The following is a 17710-nucleotide window of genomic DNA, read 5'->3' on the forward strand; positions in this document are numbered from 1 at the left end:
AAAGTGCTCGTTTGCGCAGGTCAGGCGGCTAGTCGGGAGGTTCTGTCAGTTCTGTCAGAGGTTTCGGGGGTTTTCAGGCGGCGCGAGTGGTGCGCGGATGGGTCTCGTAGCGGGGGGAGGGCGGCCGGCCGCCGCGTGTGGTGCGGGGCGGCGGGGGCTGCTGGCGGACCCAGCCGTGTTCTTCCAGGAGGTCCAGGGCGGGGTCGAGGTCGCCCATGGCGGGGAACTCGCTGCGGGGCATCGCGCGGAAGAGGTCGCGTTTGGTGAAGGCGGCTGTGCGGGTCTCGCGCAGGTGGGTCAGGACCGTGTGGGCGGCCCCTTGGGCGGGGTCGGCCTTCATGGCGTTGAAGACGTCGAGGGCGTGTGCGGTGAAGTAGTCCCCGAGCCGGGTGGCAGCGGCCATGGTCTCGGCGGTGATCGGCAGACTCCACGCATCCTCGGGGTGGGCGGCGAGGTGGAGGAGGCCTGCGATGCGGGCGACGGCGCCGTCGCGCTTGCTGGCCCAGTTCACGATGGGCGCGAGTGTGCCGTCCTTGCGGAGGCGGGATTCGGTGACGCGCTGGTAGGCGAGGAGAACGGCGTCCGCCTCGGGGGTGAGGGTGAGTTCGGCGGTCTCGGTCCAGGCCGCGAGGGTCAGGGCCAGGCTCCCGAGCTTGCGAGCGTAGGTGTCGGCGGTGTCGGGGTTGAGGAGTTCGGGGGTGAGGTTGCGGTATCCGACGAGGGATTCGGGCTTGGAGTAGAGGAACCGGGCGAGCAGTCCGCGGCCGTCGGCGCCCTTGATCTGCCCGATGGCGTCGAGGACTTCCGGCTGGATGGCGAGGCCCATGGTGATGGCGGGGTTCTCGATGTACTGGGGGTCTCGGGCCTGGCGGTTGACGCGGGCCATGTCGCCGGCGTGGCCCTTGAGGAAGATCCCCATGTTCGGGACGCCGGAGTAGCGTCCGGCGATGATCTCGAAGATCTCGCCCTCCGGGGACAGGATCGAGATCCGCCCGTCCTGCTGGGCGAGGAGGGTGGTGAGGCTTTCGGCGGTGATGTCGTCGGCGACGAGTTGGGGCTCGACTGGGACGACAGCCCGTTCGGCGGCCTCGGTGAGGGAGATGGCCTGGGCGGTCAGGCCGGCCAGCTTGTCGGCTTCGGCATTGGCTGCCAGCTTCTCGGCCCTTTCAGCGGCCGCCTTCGCGATGCGCGCGGAGGCAGCTGCCTCGGTCCGCTGGGGCGCGGTGAGCTCGATCAGGGCTTTCTCGGCGGCGAGTAGGGGTTTGGTCATGAGGCCGAACACGGCGCTCTTGCGGTTGCCGGGCGGCAGGGCGACGGCGGTGTAGAGGTTGACCGGCTCGCTCCACTGCCCGCGCACGTTCACGGTGAGGCGTCCGCCGGCGGCCGTGCCGACGACGGCGAGAGCGAGGCACCCGGCGAGGTCGACGGGTGTCTGCGTCTCTTCCGCGACGCCGGCCGTCATGGCGGCGAGCCAGTCGGGCAGGGCGTCCACGGGGAAGGCGGGGAGCTGCCCGCGGGGGTTGAGGGGTACGGGCTCGTCCCACACGGGCCCGGCCACGGCCTCCGGGGTCAGCTCGTCGAACCCTTCCCACAGCTCAGGGTCGTACGTACTCATGCGGCTTCCCTTCGCTGAGTGAGGCGGGAGCAAGACGTGCGGTGCTCTTCGTGGTCGGCGATGAGCGCCAGGGCTCGGGCGCGTCCGGCGGCGAACAAGTCGCGGCCGCAGGAGCACCAGGAGCGGACGGACGGGCTGGTCCCGTACGAGGGCGGGGCAACGATGTGGAGCCAGGCGACGGGCCGGCGTCCGTCGTCGGCGGGCTGGTCAGGGCGAACAGATGAAGGGACGCCTTCGGCGACGACCCTCGGCGCGCTACTGCAGTCGGGGGTGGGGGCCGGTTTGGCGGGGCTGGTGTGGTGTGGGGTCATCGGGCACCGGCCAGGGCGTTGCGGGTGCTGCGGCGGATGCCGTCGCGGATGGTGGACGCCGTCCGGGACTCGGTGAGGCCTTTGGCGAGGGCGGCGTCGGTGAGCTTGTCGGTGACTTCCTGCTCTGACACCGCTCCTGCGGCGACGAGGCGTCCGAGGGCGTACGCGGCTTTGTAGAGGGTGAGGTTGTGCTCGCCGTCCGGGGCAGCGGCCAGCTTGGCCAGCTCCCCGTCCATGGCGGCGGTGACGTACCGGTCCTTGCGTCCGATGCGGGCTCGCACCGTGGTCACGGACAGGGGGGCGGGTGCGGGCGGCGGGGTGAGGAGGTCAGAGAGCCACGTGGGGAGGGGGATCGGGTCCACCGCGTTGATGACCTCGTACGGCCGGCGGTGGACCACGCTGCCGGGGGCCACCACGTATCCGCCCCAGGCTCGAGTGTCGACCTTCCACCCCAGACGCCCTGCGCTCCCACGCAGCCGCTTTTCCTCAGGGGCGGTGAAGTACAGGTGCAGCCCGCCGCGCCCGGTCCGCACCGTGTACGTGTCGGTGGGCACCGGGTGTCCTGCGCGCTCGCAGACGGCGGTGAACACTTCGATCCCGTCCCGGAACCCCGCCCACTGGCCGGTCGGCGGTTTGTCAGCGGGCTTGGGGAGGTCCAGGTCGATGACGAGCAGCCCGGCGGGGCCGGTGGCCAGGCCGACGTTGTACGGCTTGTGCGTCCAACAGTCGGCGATCCGGGCGGGGTCGGTCGTGGCCCGCTGCTCGGGGGTCAGATGCCCGCCCGCGCATCGGCCGGTGGTGGGGCAGTGCTCCTCGGAGTGCCCTGCGGGACGCTTGTCCCCGGGACGGAGCGGGAACACCGGCCAGCCGCGCGTGGCGGCCGTGAGAGCTGCGGCTAACAGGTTGGCGCTCATACGGCGCCGCCCCGGCCGCCGTTGGGGTCTCGCCGGATGTCGGCGGTGTGGGTCATGCTGGAGTCCTCCAGTTCAGTTGGATGTGCTGGTTGACGAGGGCGGCCCCGGTTCATTGGCGTGAGAGGGGGCCGCCCTCGGCGTATCTAGCTGCGCCCGTGCTTGCGGCGCGGCTCCAGCAGGGCGAAGCGCAGCGCGGTCTCGGCGTTTCGGCCGTAGGCGTGCATGGCGTCGGGCAGGTCCTCGGCCACTCGGTAGGCGTCGTGCATCGCGGACGCCTCGTGGTCGGCGAGGTAGTGCTCCTGGTCCAGGTCGGCCGCGTATTCAGCGGCCGCTTCGCAGCGCTGCATCTCGCCCAGGGTGCGGTCGAAGTCGGCCTTGCCGCTCCACCGGCCCAGTCCCTCGAACGCCTCAGCGCTCGGGTAGGCCTCGCTCGGCAGGATGTAGAACCCCTGATCGCTGCGGCCCAGCTCCACCACCGGCGGCTGCTGCCCGGCCAGGACCTGCCGGATGGCCCAGGTGGCGCCGTAGGCGTAGCCCTGGCCGGTCTGGGCGTACAGGCGGCGCAGCCGGTCCGCCTGCTTGCGGTGGACGTCCCCGATGACGAACAGGGCGTTGTCGTGGGGCCGGAACGGCACGCTGCTCGGCCGGCCGGACACGGTGAGCGCCCCGTCGACGTGCTGGAGCCGGTCGAGGTCGTAGTGGGCGGCGGTGATGTGGGCGGCGTGGTAGGCACGCTGTGCTTCGCGGGCCGCGGCGCCCAGGGCGTACACGCTGTCGGTCAGAGTCTCGAACCACGGGACCGTGGTGCGGGTTGCGGTCATGGGTTCCTCTTCAATGGCGGGTGTGGTCGGTGGCCAGGCTGGTCAGCTGCTTCGCCTCGTCGGGGGTGACGTGGCGGTAGCGGATGGACACTCGGCATCCGGGGTGCGGGCAGCGCATGGTGCGCTGCCCGGTGAGGAGCGCGAGCGCGTCGGCGATGCGCTGGGGCAGAGGCTGGTTCACACGGGCCTTTCAGTGGTTGTTGAAGGTGCCGGTGGCTCGGCCGGACATGGGTGAGGGCGGCCCGGGCTCTGGTGAATTGGGGCCGCCCTCGTTGTGTCTGAGTGGGCGTTCAGCTGTTGATCTGCCTGCTGACCTCGGCGACGAGGCGGAGGATTTCGTGTGCCATGTCGGCGATCGCCTGCAGCTGCTCCTTCACGTCTGCCGGTTCGGTGAAGGAGAAGGAGCGGTCGTGGTCCGGTTTGGGGTCGGTGAACGAGAACGACAAAGGTGGCTCCAGCCGGGTCAGATGTTCGAGTGGTGGGCGCGCTGGATGGCGGCCTCCCACACGCTGCGGACCTGTGCTCCGGTGTGGGAGTCGTTCCAGGCCGGGATCGCCTCCCAGTGCTGGCCGTGCTGGCGGCGGGCTTCGTCCAGGAGGAGGTTGCCGGCGTCGCGGTAGGCGGCGTTGCGGGCGCCGGCGGCGGCGCGGAGTGCGCCGATGGAGCAGCGGGCGCCCTCGGGGTGGATGAGCCGGTGCTTGGCCCAGCCGTGGGTGTCGAGGAAGGCGAGGGCGTCGGTGAGGGTCTTCTCGACCGGGCCGGGCCGGTGCACGGGCTCGGCGGCGAGGATCAGGGATACCGGGGTGGGAGCGGCGGGGGCCGCAGGCTCGACGGGTTCCGGTGTGGGGTCGAGGAGCTGGAACGCTTTCGCGTAGAGGTCCAGGTCGATAGGGGTGAACTCGGTTGTGGTGCGGTTCATGCGGCCCTCCACAGTCCGTTCTCGTTGGTGACCTCGCCTCGCTTCTTCAGCTCGGACAGGCGCGGCTTGATCTTGTTCGCGGACGTGCCCAGCTTTCGGGCGATGATCTCGGCGGTCATGGGCATGGATCCCTCCGTCAGCAGTTCGAGGATTCGCGGCTTGATCAGCTCCTGTCCGTCAGAGGCGGCCGCGGGGCCGGTGGGGTCGGTCTGGACCCGCTGTGGCGGCAGCGGGGATGTCCCGTGCCGGGCTTTGGTAAGGAGGTCGGAGAGGCTGCCGATCAGGTTCTTGCCTCGCTGGTCGACCATCGGGGTCTGCGTTATCGCCGCTGCGTGCTGCCAGGCGTCGCAGTCCTCGACTGGGACGGGCTGCTGGTTTCCGGCGAGCGCGATTGGCGGGACGTCCAGGTACAGGGAGCGGAACTGGACGGCCTGCGCCCCGGGGGCCAACAGGTAACCGAGGCCGAAGGTGCCGTCCTCGGGGTGGGCGACGGCCGTGGTGTCCAGTCCGCTCATGTCCCGGTCGGCGACCCTTTGGGCCTGGCCGGGCCAGGAGTCGGGGATCATCGACAGGTCGATGCCCTCCGCGCCCTGGACCGCGTTCGCGCCTACCAGGGAGCCCTGGCCCTTGGCGCAGCGCAGGAACACCGCTCCGCCGCCAATCAGGAGCTGGGAGCGGATGATCGAGGAGTTGCCGAGGTCTTCGGCCAGGGGGGTCTGGGTGGCCAGGACCACGCCGATCCCGCGCTTGAGGGACCGGCGGGTGAGCTGCTCGACGATCGTTTTGGCCTCCGCGTGGTACTGGGAGGAGGCCGACAGCAGCATGTGTGCTTCGTCGATGACGATCAGGACGAGCGGGTCGGTGAAGGGGAAGGACGGGGTGCGGTAGCGGGCTTCGCGGTCGAGCATCAGCGCGTAGGCAAGGCGCAGGGCGCCCATTGCCTCGTCCAGCCCGTCGCCGCAGTGGGCGGCGAGCGGGGCTCCGGCGATGGTCCCGGCCTGCGGCGAGGCCAGGATCACCGCGATACGAGACTTGTGGGCCGAGAGCAGGACCTGTTCCAGCACTCCGGACTTCCCGGAGCGGGACCCGCCGACGAGGTAGAGGTGGCGGGCACCGGAACCCGACTGCGCCAGGGGGACAAGGGCGGCCTGGCCGTCGATGTAGGTGCCGAGGCGGACGTAGCCGCGTGAGTCCATGGCCAGTTCGCCGACGACCGTGGAGAGCATCGTGCCGTGCATCAGCGCGTGTTCCTTCATCACGCGCACGCCCATCTGCGAGGGCTTCTCGGTGGGGGCCAGGGCGATCTGGATGGTGGAGAGGGCAAGGTTCGCCGCGAGGTCTTGCAGGTTGACGGTTCCGATGGCCTTGCGGTCGCGGGTGGCGATGCCCTCCCAGTCCAGCGGCCCGTCAAAGCGGGTGAGGGTCAGCGTGGTTCCGGGCATCGCTCCATCCGGAACGGCGACGTGCGCGGCCCACAGCTCCTCCGGAGACGTCGGCGTACCGGCCACCATGGCGGGCGCCGCCGACGGCTGCTTGAGGTGCACCGTCACGGGCAGGGCGTTGGGGGCGTAGTGCTTGGGGTCTCCCATCTCCACCTGGCAGACGGGGACTCCGTAGACGGAGGCGATGTCTGCCGCCTTCACCCTCACCTGCTGTCCCTGGGGGAGGGTGATGATCCCAGTGAAGGACACGTGGTCCTCGCCGACGTCGAGGGTGAGGTGCGCGAGGCTGGCGCCGGGCTGGATGAGCTTGCGGCCCTCGGTCTGGGTCGGGCCGCAGATGAACTCCGCCCACCACGCCGTGATCACCTGCGCCTGCGAAGGCTCCCCCGCCGCGATCGTGGCGGGCAGGGCGGGTAGTGCACCAGCGGTGTTGCGGTGGTGGGCGAGGATTGCCGCTCCGGCCGGCACCGCCAGCCCGAGGGTAAACAGTGGATCCATCCCGCTCGCGAGGATCTGGTGGGCGGCGATGCCGCAGCCGGTGGCGGTGATCCCGCAGGCGATCAGGGAGCGCAGCGCGGGGGCGGAGGCGTCGATGGCCCACGCCCCCGCTCCGGCCGCCGCTGCGGCGAGAGCGGACCAGGGGCCGGCCGTGAGTGCCCCCACGGCGAGAGCGGCGGGCGCGTACTGGATGAACTGTGCTCGGGTCGGCCCCATGGTCCTTCTCTCCTTACTGCTGGGCGTAGAAGGCGGCTTCGGCCATCTCGACCGGGGACGTGTCCACGGCATCCGCGATGCCGCCGTGGTCGGACTCCGTGGTGGTCTTCGCGTCATCGGCAGCCGCGGCCGCAGTGTCCGCCGCGGCCGTGTAGGCGCCGGCCGCGTCCTTGGCGCCGGTCATGGTCAGGGCCGCGTCGGCGAACTCGGCGGTGGTGGCGTCGTCCACGGCCAGCGCCTTCATCGTCTCGGAGGCGTCCTGCATCTGCTCCGCCGTCTCATCGACGTCGGAGGCGAGCTTGGTGACCGTGTCGGCGTGGACGTGGACCTGGTGGGTGAGCCAGGCCAACTTGGTGCACAGGGCCGCGTACGTGGCGGCGTCCTTGAGGTTCTCTGTGGCAGACATGCAGGCCTCTCCTCGACTATCGGGCGTTGTAGAAGTCGCGTTCGGCGGGCTTGGTCAGCGGGGAGTCCGCAACCGCCCGGAAGATCTGGCCGTGACGTACCTCGGCGTTCGCGGACGCGGTCCGGCAAGCTTCCTCGCCGCCCTGGATCTGGTCGTGCAGCTTCTGTGCGGCGGCGGCCTGGAGGTCGAGCTGCTCCTTGAGGTGCTCGCACTTGCCGATCAGGTTGTCGCCGACGCCCTTCTCCGTGATGTCGGCGATCAGGACGTCACAGTCCGCGGCGAGCTGGACGGACTCGTCGACGAGTTCCAAGCAGGTGTCGGTGCTGGACTGGCACAGGGTGGCGGCGCCTTCGGCGAGGTCGATGACCTGTGTCAGGGTCATGACCTCACCACCGCTGTAGGTGCGGGACTTGCCGGCGGCCGTGGTGACGTGGACGCCGTTGGCGTCCACGGTCGCGGTGTGCGGAACGGGCGGGTTGGGCTGCATCGCGGGGTCCTTCCTGAGGTGATCCGGGAGGGGGACGGTGCGGGGCTGCGGGATCGTGCCCGGCGGCGGGATCGTCGGCCCCGCCGGAGGCGCGGCCGCAGGCGGAGCGGGCGGCGGCGTCGGGGGCGTGGTCGGCTTCGGCGGCACCGTGGGCTTCGGCGGCACAGTGGTCCCCGCAGCGGGTGCCGAGGGCCCCGACGGAGGCTGAGCGGAAGGCGAACCGGAAGGCTTAACGCCCGGCTTCTTCAGGTAGGCAGACCGCCACCCATCCCGAAGACCCCCGGCCCAATGTGCACCCGCCAGAAGCCCGTAATGCGTTTTCGCTGCGGCGTTGTAGGCGGCGTTCCGGAAGGTGTCCGGCGCCCTGGCCGGCGACCACTTGGCTTTCGGATTCGGCGGGGGCTTCTTGATTCCCGCCATCTCGTATTTGCCGTGGGTGTTGTCGACGCCAACGAGGTAGGTGATGGCGAGGAGAACGAGGAGTTCCACGACCCTCCTTCAGTGACACTGTGTAGTTGGAGGCGGTTACCGGTTACCGGTTACAGGCCCTACGGACGCCGTTCGGGCCCCCAGGGCGGTCAGAACCGGGCGTCTGCGGGCTGTAACCGGTAACCAGGAACCGTGCAGGAGATCGCCTAGCGTGACGTTCCGATGTTGTTGACCGTGGTGTTCGCCGTGTTGAAGACCGATTCGAGAGTGCCGCGGATCTCGGTGCTGAACGGCGTGTAGGGCAGGAAGATGCCGGAGACGATCAGCATCAGGCAGATCGCCATCTGCTTTCCCTTGGTCTTCTTGAAGGTGAAGAACAGGGCCCAGATGAACAGGGCCAGGGCGAAGAACTGGAGCGTCATTTCAGGCACCCTTCTCGAAGATGAATCCCTTGTCGTTCGCGGAGACGACCGCACCGGAACCGGAGGGCGCGGAGAGCTTCTTGTAGGCGAAAAGGCCACCGCCGCCGACGAGCGCCACCCACAGCCAGGGGCTGGAGGTGAGGGAGCCGCCGGCCCCGGTGGACTCCTCCTTGGCCCTGGGGGCCGAAGCACCGCCGAGGGTCGGGGCGGCGCAGGAGGGGATCTTCGAGACCTCCCAGGAGGCGGCCTTGGCCACCGCCGCCGCGCGGACCTTCATGCACTCCAGGTAGACGGCCAGCTCCCGCTCGTAGAGGGTCTTGGCCGCCGCTTCCTCGGTCTGCGCCCGCTCCTTGTCCACCTGTGCCTCAACCAGGGTGTTCGCGGCCTTCTCCTTGGCCCGCGCACGGTCCTGGGCTGCCTGCTCGCCCTGCATGCTGGTGACGGCCACGACCGTTCCGCACACCGCGAGGACGGCGATGGTGCCGCACACGGCGAGCGCGGCGGTGTTGCGGCGGACCCCGCCGAGCTTGCCGATCGTGGCGGAGAACTTGGATGACGTGCTGGGCTTCTCGGGGGCTTCGGTGTTCAGGCGGGTGAACTCCTCGTCCCAGTCGATACCGGACATGGCTGTTCCCTCCTTCCAGGGCTTGGGCCGCGCAGGGGTCAGAGCTGGTTGGGCTCCAGGCTGAAGAAGATCGTGTTGGCGGAGGCCATCTGCGGCTGCTGGGCGACGAGGTGCTCCTTGAGGGCGACGAACACGTCGTGGCGGGTGGCGCCGGCGGGCGGGGTCCACGTGCCGTACTGCGTGGTCATCTCGCGCCCGGGCAGTTCCAGGGTCAGCACCCAGGCGTGGGAGCCCTGAGAGGTGGCCTGGGTGGTGGTGGAGGTGGCGGTCTGGGAGGTCACTGGAACTCCTTGAAAAGTCGGTGTGTTCAGGCGGTGGGGCGCGGGGTGTCCGCGCAGGGGACGCACATGCCGAGGGAGGCCGGGATCACGTATCCAGCGTCCCGGCGGCAGGCCGGGCACCAGCGGCGGGCCGCGTTGGCCTTCGCGAGGGCCACGGCCCGGCGGGCGGTCATCGGCCGCACCGGCCGGGCCAGGTCGATCCGGTACAGATAGGCGACCAGCGGGCCGCGCCGGCGGCGGGGCCGCTCGACCTGGGCGGCGACGTCCTGTCCGCCGGGGCGCAGGCCGATGGCTCGGAGCTGTCGGCGGGTAGCGAGCCCGTCGGGGGCCAGGCGCCACCGGTAGACGGTGGTCACCGGGGGCTCTCTTCCTGGGCCATGAGGGTGGCCCAGGCACTGCGGATGCGGGCTTCGCCGCCGGTGAATCCAGACTCGCGAAACGCGGCGGCGGTCTGCCGGTAGGACAGCGGCGGATCCGCGGAGTACCGCAGATGGCGCAGGACGACGACGATCTGTTCGTCGGTCAGCGGCTCCCCGATCAGCGGGATGGAAACACCAGCGATGGCGGCAAGCTGGTCGAGCGTCACGGGCGTGACGGCGGGTGTGACGCCCTCCCCGTCCAGGCCGGTCAGCGAGTCGTTGACCTGCGTGTCTTCCCCGTCACACCCTCCCGTGACGGCCCCCTCCCCAGCACCCGGTTCGGGTGCCGGGGGGAGGGCGGGAGTCACGGCCGCCGTGACGGCGTCACGGTCACCTGTGACGGGGGCGGTGGGGGGTGTGACGGTGATCGCGAACATGTCGCCGAGGGCGACATCCGCGCCGGTGGTGATCCGCTCCCGCTGGACATCCAGCAGCCGCGCCCCGAGCGTGGTGTCGGCGGTGCCGACCTTGCGGGCCAGGCGCCACGACGCCCGGTCCGAGCGCTTGCGGATCTTCTTGTCGGGGTGGTTCGCGGCGCGGGCCCGGTGATAGGCCAGGGCCTGGACCACGCTCGCCGCCCGCGCTTCAGCCTCAGCGTCCCGGCCGTCGACATGCACCACGATCCGCCGGGCCAAGAACGCCATGCCCTCGGCCGACACCGACATGCCCAGGGGAGTGATCGCGTAGATCACGGTGCGGGGCCCGTCCGGGGCGGCGACGGCGGACATCGCTGATGCGGCGGCCGGCAGGGCCCACAATCCGGCGCGGACCACGGCCGGGGAGGACTGCCCCAGCATGGTCAACCCCAGCAACACCAGCGCCAGGACCGCGGTGGCGCCTTCACCCGCGGCGACCGCGCCGAGGGCGGTACCGGAGTTGTAGGCGCCCTTGATGTTGGAGTAGGTGCCGTAGCCGCCGGCCGCGCCCGTAGCGAGCATCGGGGCGAACGCGAGACCGAGGACAGCCCTCTGGGCTCCCGTCAGCGGGCGGCCGCTCACCACTCGCCCCCGTCCTTCTCGGCCTTGAACAGGGCGTAGGTGACGGGGTCCTCGGCGGCCTGGACGCGGATCGCGTCCGCAGCGAGCTGCGGGTCCCGGCTGACGACACGGTTCGTTGCGATGACGATCCGCACGGCCAGGGCCCGGCGTGCCAGCAGCCGGTAGTAGAGCCGCTCGTCCGCCTTCGCGATCGAGGGCAGCGGCACGTTGAGGGCTTCCACGATCGCGTCCAGCAGGTCGGCGTGAGCCGCTTCGGTGCACTCATTCATGCCGCGTCCCCCGAGACCTGCGTACCGGCGGCGCGGTTGGCCGCGTCCCGCCGGGCGGCCAGCACCCGGTGGTGGGCCCGGCGGATCCGGCGGCCGTCGAACTCCGACGCCGGCCGGTCCAGCAGGACGATCAGCGCGTCCAGCAACTCAACCTCGGCCAGGACCAGCGGCATCTCGGCCTCAATCGCGTTCAGCTCCGCGTCCGACGGCTCCAGACCGTCAGACCACGGCGTAACAACGTCCTGAAGTGCAGCGATGGACTTCATGGGTCTTGCTCCTTCGACAGAGGAACGGGACTCAGCAGCCCTCGGCGCGGGAACGCCGAGGGCTGCACTGCATTGCGGATGGAGCGGATGTACTCGGCTCCCTGCAACCCCGCCCGTGCCAGCGCCGAGGCGCCGCACGGGCGGAGGAGGCAACCGGCCGCAGCCCGGAGGCCGCGGCGGTAGATCGTTAGATGTCTCTTTCGGGGACGGACTGCCGGTTAGGAACAGCCCGCAATCCCCGTGGTAGGCAGAGACCTGCCGTCCGGACTGACAAGGGATCGGCCGCCTCTCGGCGGACGACTGTCCGGCACCCCTCCCCCCGTCCAGCGCGGGGCTCCTGGTCGTAACTCCTACAGTCAACTACTCATGTGCAGGAGTTACGAGTAAGAGAGTGCTGCACTCCTGTAGAGGAGTCAACCTGCAAGGCTGCTGGTCGCCTTACTGGCTGGCTCAAACGTGGCGGTTCGTCAGTCTGCGGCAGGGATGCGGTACTCCAGAACGAACTGGTCAGCGCTCATAAGGGTGTCGCAGACCTCCACCACTCGACCTGACTCAATTTGAGCATCCCGAGTGAGGTGGATGACCGGTGCGCCTGGGCTCAAACTCAGAGCGGACTGCTCCTCCTTGCTGGCAAGGCGGACGCGCACCGTCTCTCGGAACTCCACCAAGAGATCACCCCGCTCTTCGAGGCGGGCGTAGATGCCTCCCGGCCCCGGGTTCTCCTCCCTGAGCTGCGGGATGCTCTCGGCCAGGTCCCAGGGCAGATACGACGTCGCCTCTTCCGTGGGGATGCCGTCGCTGTAGTAGAGGCGGCGACGTGCGAGGACCTTAGTGCCGGCTGGCAGCCCAAGGCGGCTTGCCACCTCGGCGGGGGCATCGGTCTGTCCGACGAAGAGCACCCGGACGCTCGGCTTCGCCCCGGCCTGCTCAGCCTCCGCCAGGTAAGCGGCCTTACCTGCCTTCCTGTGCGACCGACGGAAGCGGTCACTGGACTTCCGCTGCACCGGCGGGGCCTTCCGGACGAACGAGCCCCGCCCGTGGTGCGTATCGACCAGACCGCGAACCCGCAGCTCAGTCATGGCCTTACGGACGGTTCCCTGTGCGACCGAGTAACGATCCATGAGTTCGGACTCGCTCGGCACCTTCGCCCCGGGGCGGAGCGTTGCCTGAGGATCCCCGAGGGCTTCCTGAATCTGCTGGCTGAGGTCGTCCGCGATCTGGAGGTAGCGGGGGCGACCTGCGTCACGTGCTGTCGAGAGAGGCATACGCTGCTGATTCTCCTAGACTCATGTATATGACTAACGCTACCGCCGAGAGGCCGTTGCACTCCGTCTCGGTCGCCGGAATCGTCATCCGGGACGACGGACGTGTGCTCGTGATCCGGCGCGCCGACAACGGGGCTTGGGAGCCGCCGGGCGGCATCCTCGAACGGGACGAGCGACCCGAGGAAGGTGTGCTGCGGGAAGTCGCCGAAGAGACCGGGATCGCCGTCGAGGTGGAGCGGCTCACCGGGGTCTACAAGAACCTCACCCTTGGCGTGATCGCTCTGGTCTTCCGGTGCCGACCTATCGGTGGGGAGGAGCAGCTGTCCGACGAATCGACGGCGGTCCGCTGGCTCACCCCCAGCGAGGTAGAGCAGTCGATGGAGGAAGTCTTCGCCGTACGCGTGACAGACGCCTTGGATGGCACGGTGCCGCACGTGCGGTCACACGACGGGGTTCGACTGCTCGCGGCCTGACGACGACGGATGACATGCCGAATGATCAGGGCGTGTGACCCTTCCTCCCTGGGTGAGGGATCGGGGCGAAACTTGCTTCCACCCGAATGTTCCCCTTATCAGCAACCTGAGACTTCAGAAAAACTTGCTTGGATACAGAACTTGCCTGAATCAGTACAGTGCGATTCTGAGCAACTTTTTCTGTGGTGCTGAGATCTTCTAGCGAGGGATGTGGCAGGAGTGGAACGACCTGATCCGGCGGGTGACGTGCTTGCCCAGGGCATGGAGGCGCTGCGTGCGCTGCTGGGAGAGGGATGGGCGGTGAGGGAAGAACCGGGGCAGGAGTCTGAAGGGCTCGGCACCCTCTTCAGCCTGGCGCCGGTGGGTGACGGCATCATTGCCCAGCTCCTCGTGGAGGACTGGCCCGCATTGACGCCACGTGAGGTCGAGAAGGTGCTGGGACCCAAGGCGCACCTGCTGCGCCACCTCAGGCACCACACGAATCTGATGGTGGTTGCGCCCTGGCTCTCGGCAAAGACCCAGCAACTCCTGACCATGAACGGCATCGGCTACCTGGACCTGACAGGCAACGTCGGACTGCGGATCTCGCGGCCTGCTGTCTTCATCCACACCGTCGGCGCTGTCCGCTCACCTCACCCAACGAGCCAGACGAACAAGGGCAGAGCAACTCTCGCGGGGCCCAAAGCCGGCCGCCTGGTCCGCCTGCTGACCGACGTCCGCCCGCCGTATCGCGCCGGGGAAATCGCTGAAGCGGCCTCCCTCAGCCTGCCGTACGTCTCCAGACTGCTGGACACTCTGGAGGAACAGCTACTGATCCAACGGAACGGGCGGGTCATCGGAGACGTCGACTGGCCCGGCTTGCTGCGGGCGCGCGCTGCCGAGACCAGTCTCCTGCGCCCGGACGCCTACTTCGGGATGGTGGCGACCAACGGCATCGAGTCAGTGCTCACCAGCCTTTCCGCACTACCGGCCGAGGAGTGGGACGGCCTGGCCGTGACTGGATCCATTGCGGCGCGCCAGGTTTCTCCCCTGACTGCAGGTGGGCAGCTGATGGTGTACGTAGCCAACCGGCTGGCCATCGATGAGGACCTAGAGGACGCCCTGGGCTTGCTGCCAGCGCAGGAATACGCCGATGTCATCCTGCTGCGCCCAAGCGATGATGTGGTCTTCGAGCGCCTCCGGCAGGTCGGAGGTCGACAGGAAGTCTCCTTGAGCCAACTCGCACTGGACTGTCTCTCGGGTCCCGGACGCCTGCCCGCCGAGGGTGAAGCAGTGATCAAGGAGATGCTGCTCCAGGAGAAGACATGGCGCGTATCCAATATTTCGGACCTGCGACAAAGGCCCCTGCCCTAGCATCGAGGTCCTGAACGGCACCATGAACGCGAGGCACAGTGGCACAGGTTCCCGAGGGCATCGACCCGCAGCAGCTGACGGTCGTTGCCCGCCGCGTTCTCCTCGATGGTCTGACCGCCCTTCAGGAGCACCTGCCCGCCCTGACCATCGTGGGCGCCCAGGCCGTCTACCTCCGCACCCCTGACGCGGCCATCAAGAACGCTCCCTTCACCTCCGACGGTGACCTCAGCATCGACCCCCTGCTACTCGGCAGCGATCCGCTCCTGGACGAGGCGCTTGCTGGGGCAGGTTTTTCCCTAAGGAACCAGAACCAGCCCGGGCTGTGGGAACGACCGGAGAGGATCGAAGGAAAGATCGTTCCCGTCGAGCTCGACCTGCTCATTCCAAGGCAGCAGGCTCCGAAGACCGGTAAGCGCAGTGCCACCGTTCCTCCGCACGGCAAGATGTCGGCCCGGTGGATCGACGGGCTCGAAGCGGCATCTGTCGACCGCTCTCCGATGGTGGTCGGTAGCCTGGAGGCCAGCGACACCCGCCGGATCACGGTCCACGTGGCGGGGCCTGCGGCGTTGTTGGTGGCGAAGGCCTACAAGATCAGCGACAGGCTCGCCGACTCCGAATCCAAGCCGCACCGTCTGGCAGATAAGGACGCCGGCGACGTCCTGCGCATCATGATGACCACTTCAGCACGCGAAGTGGCCGCGTCCTTCGCTGTGCTGGTAGAGGACTCCCGTGTCGGAGAGGTCGCGGTCCAGGGTCTGGCCAAGCTCAGGGAACTCTTCGGAGCACCGGCCACGCCGGGTGTCCAGATGGCCGTGAATGCTCTTCGCGGCGACGTGCCCGAGGAACGGATTCGCACGGTCGCCCCTGCCTTCACCCGACGCCTGACAGGACCGGGACGGCCTCTCGCATACCGCGCGCTGGAGCTCTAGCAGCGCGATCCGCCGGAGTTGTGCCGAGAGATGCCTGATGCGGTATCGGCGCTGGGAGAATCCTGGGAGAAATTCTTGAGAGGAAGACTCCTGGGAGCCTCCCGAAGCCAACGCTATCCGAGGCTCTGACCTGCAGATTCCTTGGAAAGGGAGTGTGGGCGTACGACTCGAACCTCATTCGGGACGAAGAGGTCGTGGGTTCAAATCCCGCCACCCCGACTTCGTAAGACCAGGTCAGAGACCATCTACTAAATTAGTAGATGGTCTCTTCTGCGTCTGGGTGACCAACTGAGTGGCTACTGGTTCGGAGCGGCGCCGAAGGTGCCGCCCATGGCCTTCGCCCTGGTCTCCCCCTTCGGGAAGACATGGTCCCGGGTGAGCCCCTGCATCTCCTCCATCCGGGTCGGCCTGAAGGGTGTGGACCCGGCCTAAGACGGGCCGGGCACGGGGGAGGGCGGCAGTCCCGAAGTGTGGAGCACCGGCCATCTGGCCCTGCCGCGCGGCGGGCTTCCCGCAGAAGGGGTGCAAGCGGCCGCGAGTTCGCACCTAGTTGGTGCGGTAAAAAAGTGTCCAGGGAGGCCTGCGCATCGTCGCGCCCGCCGACCGGGAAGCAGTGGGGGTTCTGAAGCACGAGATAGCTGTACAGGAGAAGCGGTTCCCGACCCGCGCTCCCACCCTCGGCGGTGTCCTTCGCTGCAGCCTCCATGAATGCGCTGCGGCTCTCGGCGGCCACTCTTTTGGCCCCTGCGCAGTCCGGGGAGTCGCAGGAAGCCCGGCCCGCCAGGCACGCGGTCACGGCAATGGCGGTGCCGCCAGCGCGCCGGTGCGTGTGGATGTCTCCGCCATGGCGGGATCGTAGGGGCGTGGCAGGCGACTGATGGTTGAACCTTCGATCGTCACGGTTTGGGTATTACCGCACGCGAGCAGTCACGCCCCCATACGGTGACCGGATTCACACCAGTCACCGTGGGGGTTTCCATGTCTCAGCAATTCCCGCCGCCTGGCCAGCCGCAGCCGGGGTACGGCTACCCACCCCCGCCTCCGAAGAAGTCCAACACGGGGAAGATCATCGGCTTCTCGTGTCTGGGCATCGTGGGGTTCGTCGTGCTCCTCGGCATCATCGGGGCGGTCCTCGGGGGCACGAGCAGCGACAAGGCGGCGAAGGAGTCCACGCCGTCGACCGCTGCGACGTCCGCGCCGGCGAAGGCACCCGAAACCAAGCCGTCCTCTGCTGCGCCGGGGAAGAAGGCTGCAGTCGACGTCGTCGCGAAGAAGGCGGAGTTCAAAAAGAGCATCATCGCGCAGGGCGAGGACTACACCAGCGTGTCCGTCACGATCACGAACAACGGCAGCAAGCCGATCAACGTGAACCCGCTCTACTTTGCGATCACCGACGCGAACGGCACCAAGCACGCGGCGGAACTCGGGGCCGACGAGAACCAGATCGCCACAATGGAACTGGCCCCGGGCGAGAACATGACCGGTGCGATCACCGGCAAGGGTGCGTTCACTGCGAAGACAGTGACGTACACAGACGGACTGATCGGCAAGGTGGTTCGCGCCGACGTGTCCTGATGCCCGTGGCTCTGCCCTACCTCCTGCGTCTGGGGGGGGGTAGGGCATTTTGCAATCAGGTCGCGACGCTCTCGCGTCCGGTCCACGGCTCCGCTGCAGGTGCACGATGCCAGCGAGCCCGCCGTCACATGTCCCAGCTCTCCGGGACGTCCGGACCAGATCGTCTGGATCGAGGACGTCGGCTCGTTCGACTACGTCCGCGAGGTCCGGGTGGACGACGCCGGCACTCGCCGCAGGTGCGTCTCTCGCCATGGGTAATTGCCTGAGTGACGGCCGAGGGACACGGGCCCGGACGTTCACGGTCTTCCGCCAAGGGAAAGGTCATCCGGTCCGTTCCCGATCCACTCGTCTCCGGCCGTGAGACGGTCCGGTCCCGGTGGTTCCCGAGCTCATGGCATGGGCCTTCGGCCCAGGGGGTCACGCAGCTTGTGGATCTCCGGGCGCACCTTGTCCACGAGGCCGTCCCTCAGCAGGGAGTTGAAGGCCCTCCGAGCGGCCAGCGCTTGCTCCTCGACCTCCATACCGCGCCGCAACTGATGCACGTAGGTCTGCCGCACCTGGTGTTCGGCCGATTGCGCTCTCCGTTTCGTCCTCCCCCACGGACACGCAGAGGCGTCGGTCAGCCTCGTCGCGGCCTTCTCGGTCTCCGTCTCATTCAGCTTCGTCCACGACGGTTCCGGCAAGCCCCGGAACGGGGCGCCGGGGCGCCACTGGCGGGCCACCGGGGGGACACCGGGGGTGGGGATGCTGTTCGGCAGTAGGTGACCGCTGACGCCG

The 17710-nt window shown here is 68.8% G+C and carries 22 protein-coding genes; 5 read left to right on the forward strand and 17 right to left on the reverse strand.

Annotated elements, in window-relative coordinates:
* Positions 1-73: 73 nt before the first annotated feature.
* The 9 genes from ACFXGI_RS08375 to ACFXGI_RS08415 all read right to left on the reverse strand — a co-directional run bounded on the left by ACFXGI_RS08375 (position 74) and on the right by ACFXGI_RS08415 (position 7629).
* Positions 74-1615: a YfjI family protein gene (locus ACFXGI_RS08375; RefSeq protein WP_384704667.1), complete on the reverse strand. Its 1542-nt coding sequence runs from the start codon at positions 1613-1615 to the stop codon at positions 74-76.
* Between the two features lie 307 nt (positions 1616-1922).
* Positions 1923-2840 (reverse strand): bifunctional DNA primase/polymerase, encoded by a 918-nt coding sequence (locus ACFXGI_RS08380; protein ID WP_384704668.1) that lies wholly within the window; start codon positions 2838-2840, stop codon positions 1923-1925.
* Between the two features lie 143 nt (positions 2841-2983).
* Positions 2984-3661 carry a hypothetical protein gene (locus tag ACFXGI_RS08385; protein ID WP_384704669.1) on the reverse strand — a complete coding sequence of 226 codons (678 nt, stop codon included), beginning with the start codon at positions 3659-3661 and terminating at the stop codon, positions 2984-2986.
* 10 nt (positions 3662-3671) lie between these two features.
* Positions 3672-3842: a hypothetical protein gene (locus tag ACFXGI_RS08390; protein ID WP_384704670.1), complete on the reverse strand. Its 171-nt coding sequence runs from the start codon at positions 3840-3842 to the stop codon at positions 3672-3674.
* Positions 3843-3951: 109 nt separating this feature from the next.
* Entirely contained in the window at positions 3952-4107 is a 156-nt protein-coding gene (locus ACFXGI_RS08395; RefSeq protein WP_384704671.1) for a hypothetical protein, read from the reverse strand.
* Between the two features lie 17 nt (positions 4108-4124).
* Positions 4125-4580 carry a hypothetical protein gene (locus tag ACFXGI_RS08400; RefSeq protein WP_384704672.1) on the reverse strand — a complete coding sequence of 152 codons (456 nt, stop codon included), beginning with the start codon at positions 4578-4580 and terminating at the stop codon, positions 4125-4127.
* The gene (locus ACFXGI_RS08405) at positions 4577-6736 is read right to left on the reverse strand and encodes a hypothetical protein (RefSeq protein ID WP_384704673.1); all 2160 of its coding nucleotides are present in this window, start codon (positions 6734-6736) and stop codon (positions 4577-4579) included. The genes ACFXGI_RS08400 and ACFXGI_RS08405 overlap by 4 nt, the downstream gene beginning before the upstream one ends.
* A 13-nt stretch (positions 6737-6749) precedes the next feature.
* Entirely contained in the window at positions 6750-7142 is a 393-nt protein-coding gene (locus ACFXGI_RS08410) for a hypothetical protein (protein WP_384704674.1), read from the reverse strand.
* 16 nt (positions 7143-7158) lie between these two features.
* On the reverse strand, positions 7159-7629 hold the full coding sequence (locus ACFXGI_RS08415) for a hypothetical protein (protein ID WP_384704675.1): 471 nt from the start codon (positions 7627-7629) through the stop codon (positions 7159-7161).
* 37 nt (positions 7630-7666) lie between these two features.
* Here ACFXGI_RS08415 and ACFXGI_RS08420 point away from each other — a divergent pair, with 37 nt between their 5' ends.
* Positions 7667-7837 carry a hypothetical protein gene (locus ACFXGI_RS08420; RefSeq protein ID WP_384704676.1) on the forward strand — a complete coding sequence of 57 codons (171 nt, stop codon included), beginning with the start codon at positions 7667-7669 and terminating at the stop codon, positions 7835-7837.
* Between the two features lie 427 nt (positions 7838-8264).
* Here the strand turns inward: ACFXGI_RS08420 and ACFXGI_RS08425 are convergent, their stop codons facing one another.
* The 8 genes from ACFXGI_RS08425 to ACFXGI_RS08460 form a co-directional block, all read right to left on the reverse strand.
* A complete protein-coding gene (locus ACFXGI_RS08425; RefSeq protein WP_384704677.1) occupies positions 8265-8480 on the reverse strand; it encodes a hypothetical protein in 216 nt (71 codons plus the stop codon).
* Between the two features lies 1 nt (position 8481).
* Complete coding sequence (locus tag ACFXGI_RS08430; RefSeq protein WP_384704678.1) at positions 8482-9105, reverse strand: hypothetical protein; 624 nt, start codon at positions 9103-9105, stop codon at positions 8482-8484.
* Between the two features lie 38 nt (positions 9106-9143).
* Positions 9144-9386, reverse strand: coding sequence for a hypothetical protein (locus ACFXGI_RS08435; protein ID WP_384704679.1), 243 nt, complete (start codon positions 9384-9386; stop codon positions 9144-9146).
* 26 nt (positions 9387-9412) lie between these two features.
* On the reverse strand, positions 9413-9742 hold the full coding sequence (locus ACFXGI_RS08440) for an RRQRL motif-containing zinc-binding protein (RefSeq protein WP_384704680.1): 330 nt from the start codon (positions 9740-9742) through the stop codon (positions 9413-9415).
* Positions 9739-10743 (reverse strand): hypothetical protein, encoded by a 1005-nt coding sequence (locus ACFXGI_RS08445; protein WP_384704752.1) that lies wholly within the window; start codon positions 10741-10743, stop codon positions 9739-9741. Before ACFXGI_RS08445 ends, ACFXGI_RS08440 begins: the two co-directional genes overlap by 4 nt.
* Before the next feature lie 56 nt (positions 10744-10799).
* Positions 10800-11072 carry a hypothetical protein gene (locus ACFXGI_RS08450; RefSeq protein ID WP_384704681.1) on the reverse strand — a complete coding sequence of 91 codons (273 nt, stop codon included), beginning with the start codon at positions 11070-11072 and terminating at the stop codon, positions 10800-10802.
* Positions 11069-11338 (reverse strand): DUF6284 family protein, encoded by a 270-nt coding sequence (locus ACFXGI_RS08455; protein WP_384704682.1) that lies wholly within the window; start codon positions 11336-11338, stop codon positions 11069-11071. The genes ACFXGI_RS08450 and ACFXGI_RS08455 overlap by 4 nt, the downstream gene beginning before the upstream one ends.
* 467 nt (positions 11339-11805) lie before the next feature.
* A complete protein-coding gene (locus tag ACFXGI_RS08460; RefSeq protein ID WP_384704683.1) occupies positions 11806-12603 on the reverse strand; it encodes a GntR family transcriptional regulator in 798 nt (265 codons plus the stop codon).
* A gap of 29 nt (positions 12604-12632) precedes the next feature.
* On the opposite strand from ACFXGI_RS08460, the gene ACFXGI_RS08465 reads away from it, so the two are divergent.
* The 4 genes from ACFXGI_RS08465 to ACFXGI_RS08480 all read left to right on the forward strand — a co-directional run bounded on the left by ACFXGI_RS08465 (position 12633) and on the right by ACFXGI_RS08480 (position 16933).
* Entirely contained in the window at positions 12633-13076 is a 444-nt protein-coding gene (locus tag ACFXGI_RS08465) for an NUDIX domain-containing protein (RefSeq protein WP_384704684.1), read from the forward strand.
* 219 nt (positions 13077-13295) lie between these two features.
* The gene (locus ACFXGI_RS08470; protein ID WP_384704685.1) at positions 13296-14429 is read left to right on the forward strand and encodes a helix-turn-helix domain-containing protein; all 1134 of its coding nucleotides are present in this window, start codon (positions 13296-13298) and stop codon (positions 14427-14429) included.
* 38 nt (positions 14430-14467) lie between these two features.
* Positions 14468-15358, forward strand: a complete 891-nt coding sequence (locus ACFXGI_RS08475) for a hypothetical protein (RefSeq protein ID WP_384704686.1) — start codon at positions 14468-14470, stop codon at positions 15356-15358.
* A 978-nt stretch (positions 15359-16336) separates the two neighbouring features.
* The gene (locus ACFXGI_RS08480) at positions 16337-16933 is read left to right on the forward strand and encodes a DUF4352 domain-containing protein (protein ID WP_384704687.1); all 597 of its coding nucleotides are present in this window, start codon (positions 16337-16339) and stop codon (positions 16931-16933) included.
* Positions 16934-17710: the final 777 nt, after the last annotated feature.

Source organism: Streptomyces sp. NPDC059355 (genome assembly GCF_042752335.1).
In the GTDB taxonomy this organism is placed as follows: Bacteria; Actinomycetota; Actinomycetes; order Streptomycetales; family Streptomycetaceae; genus Streptomyces.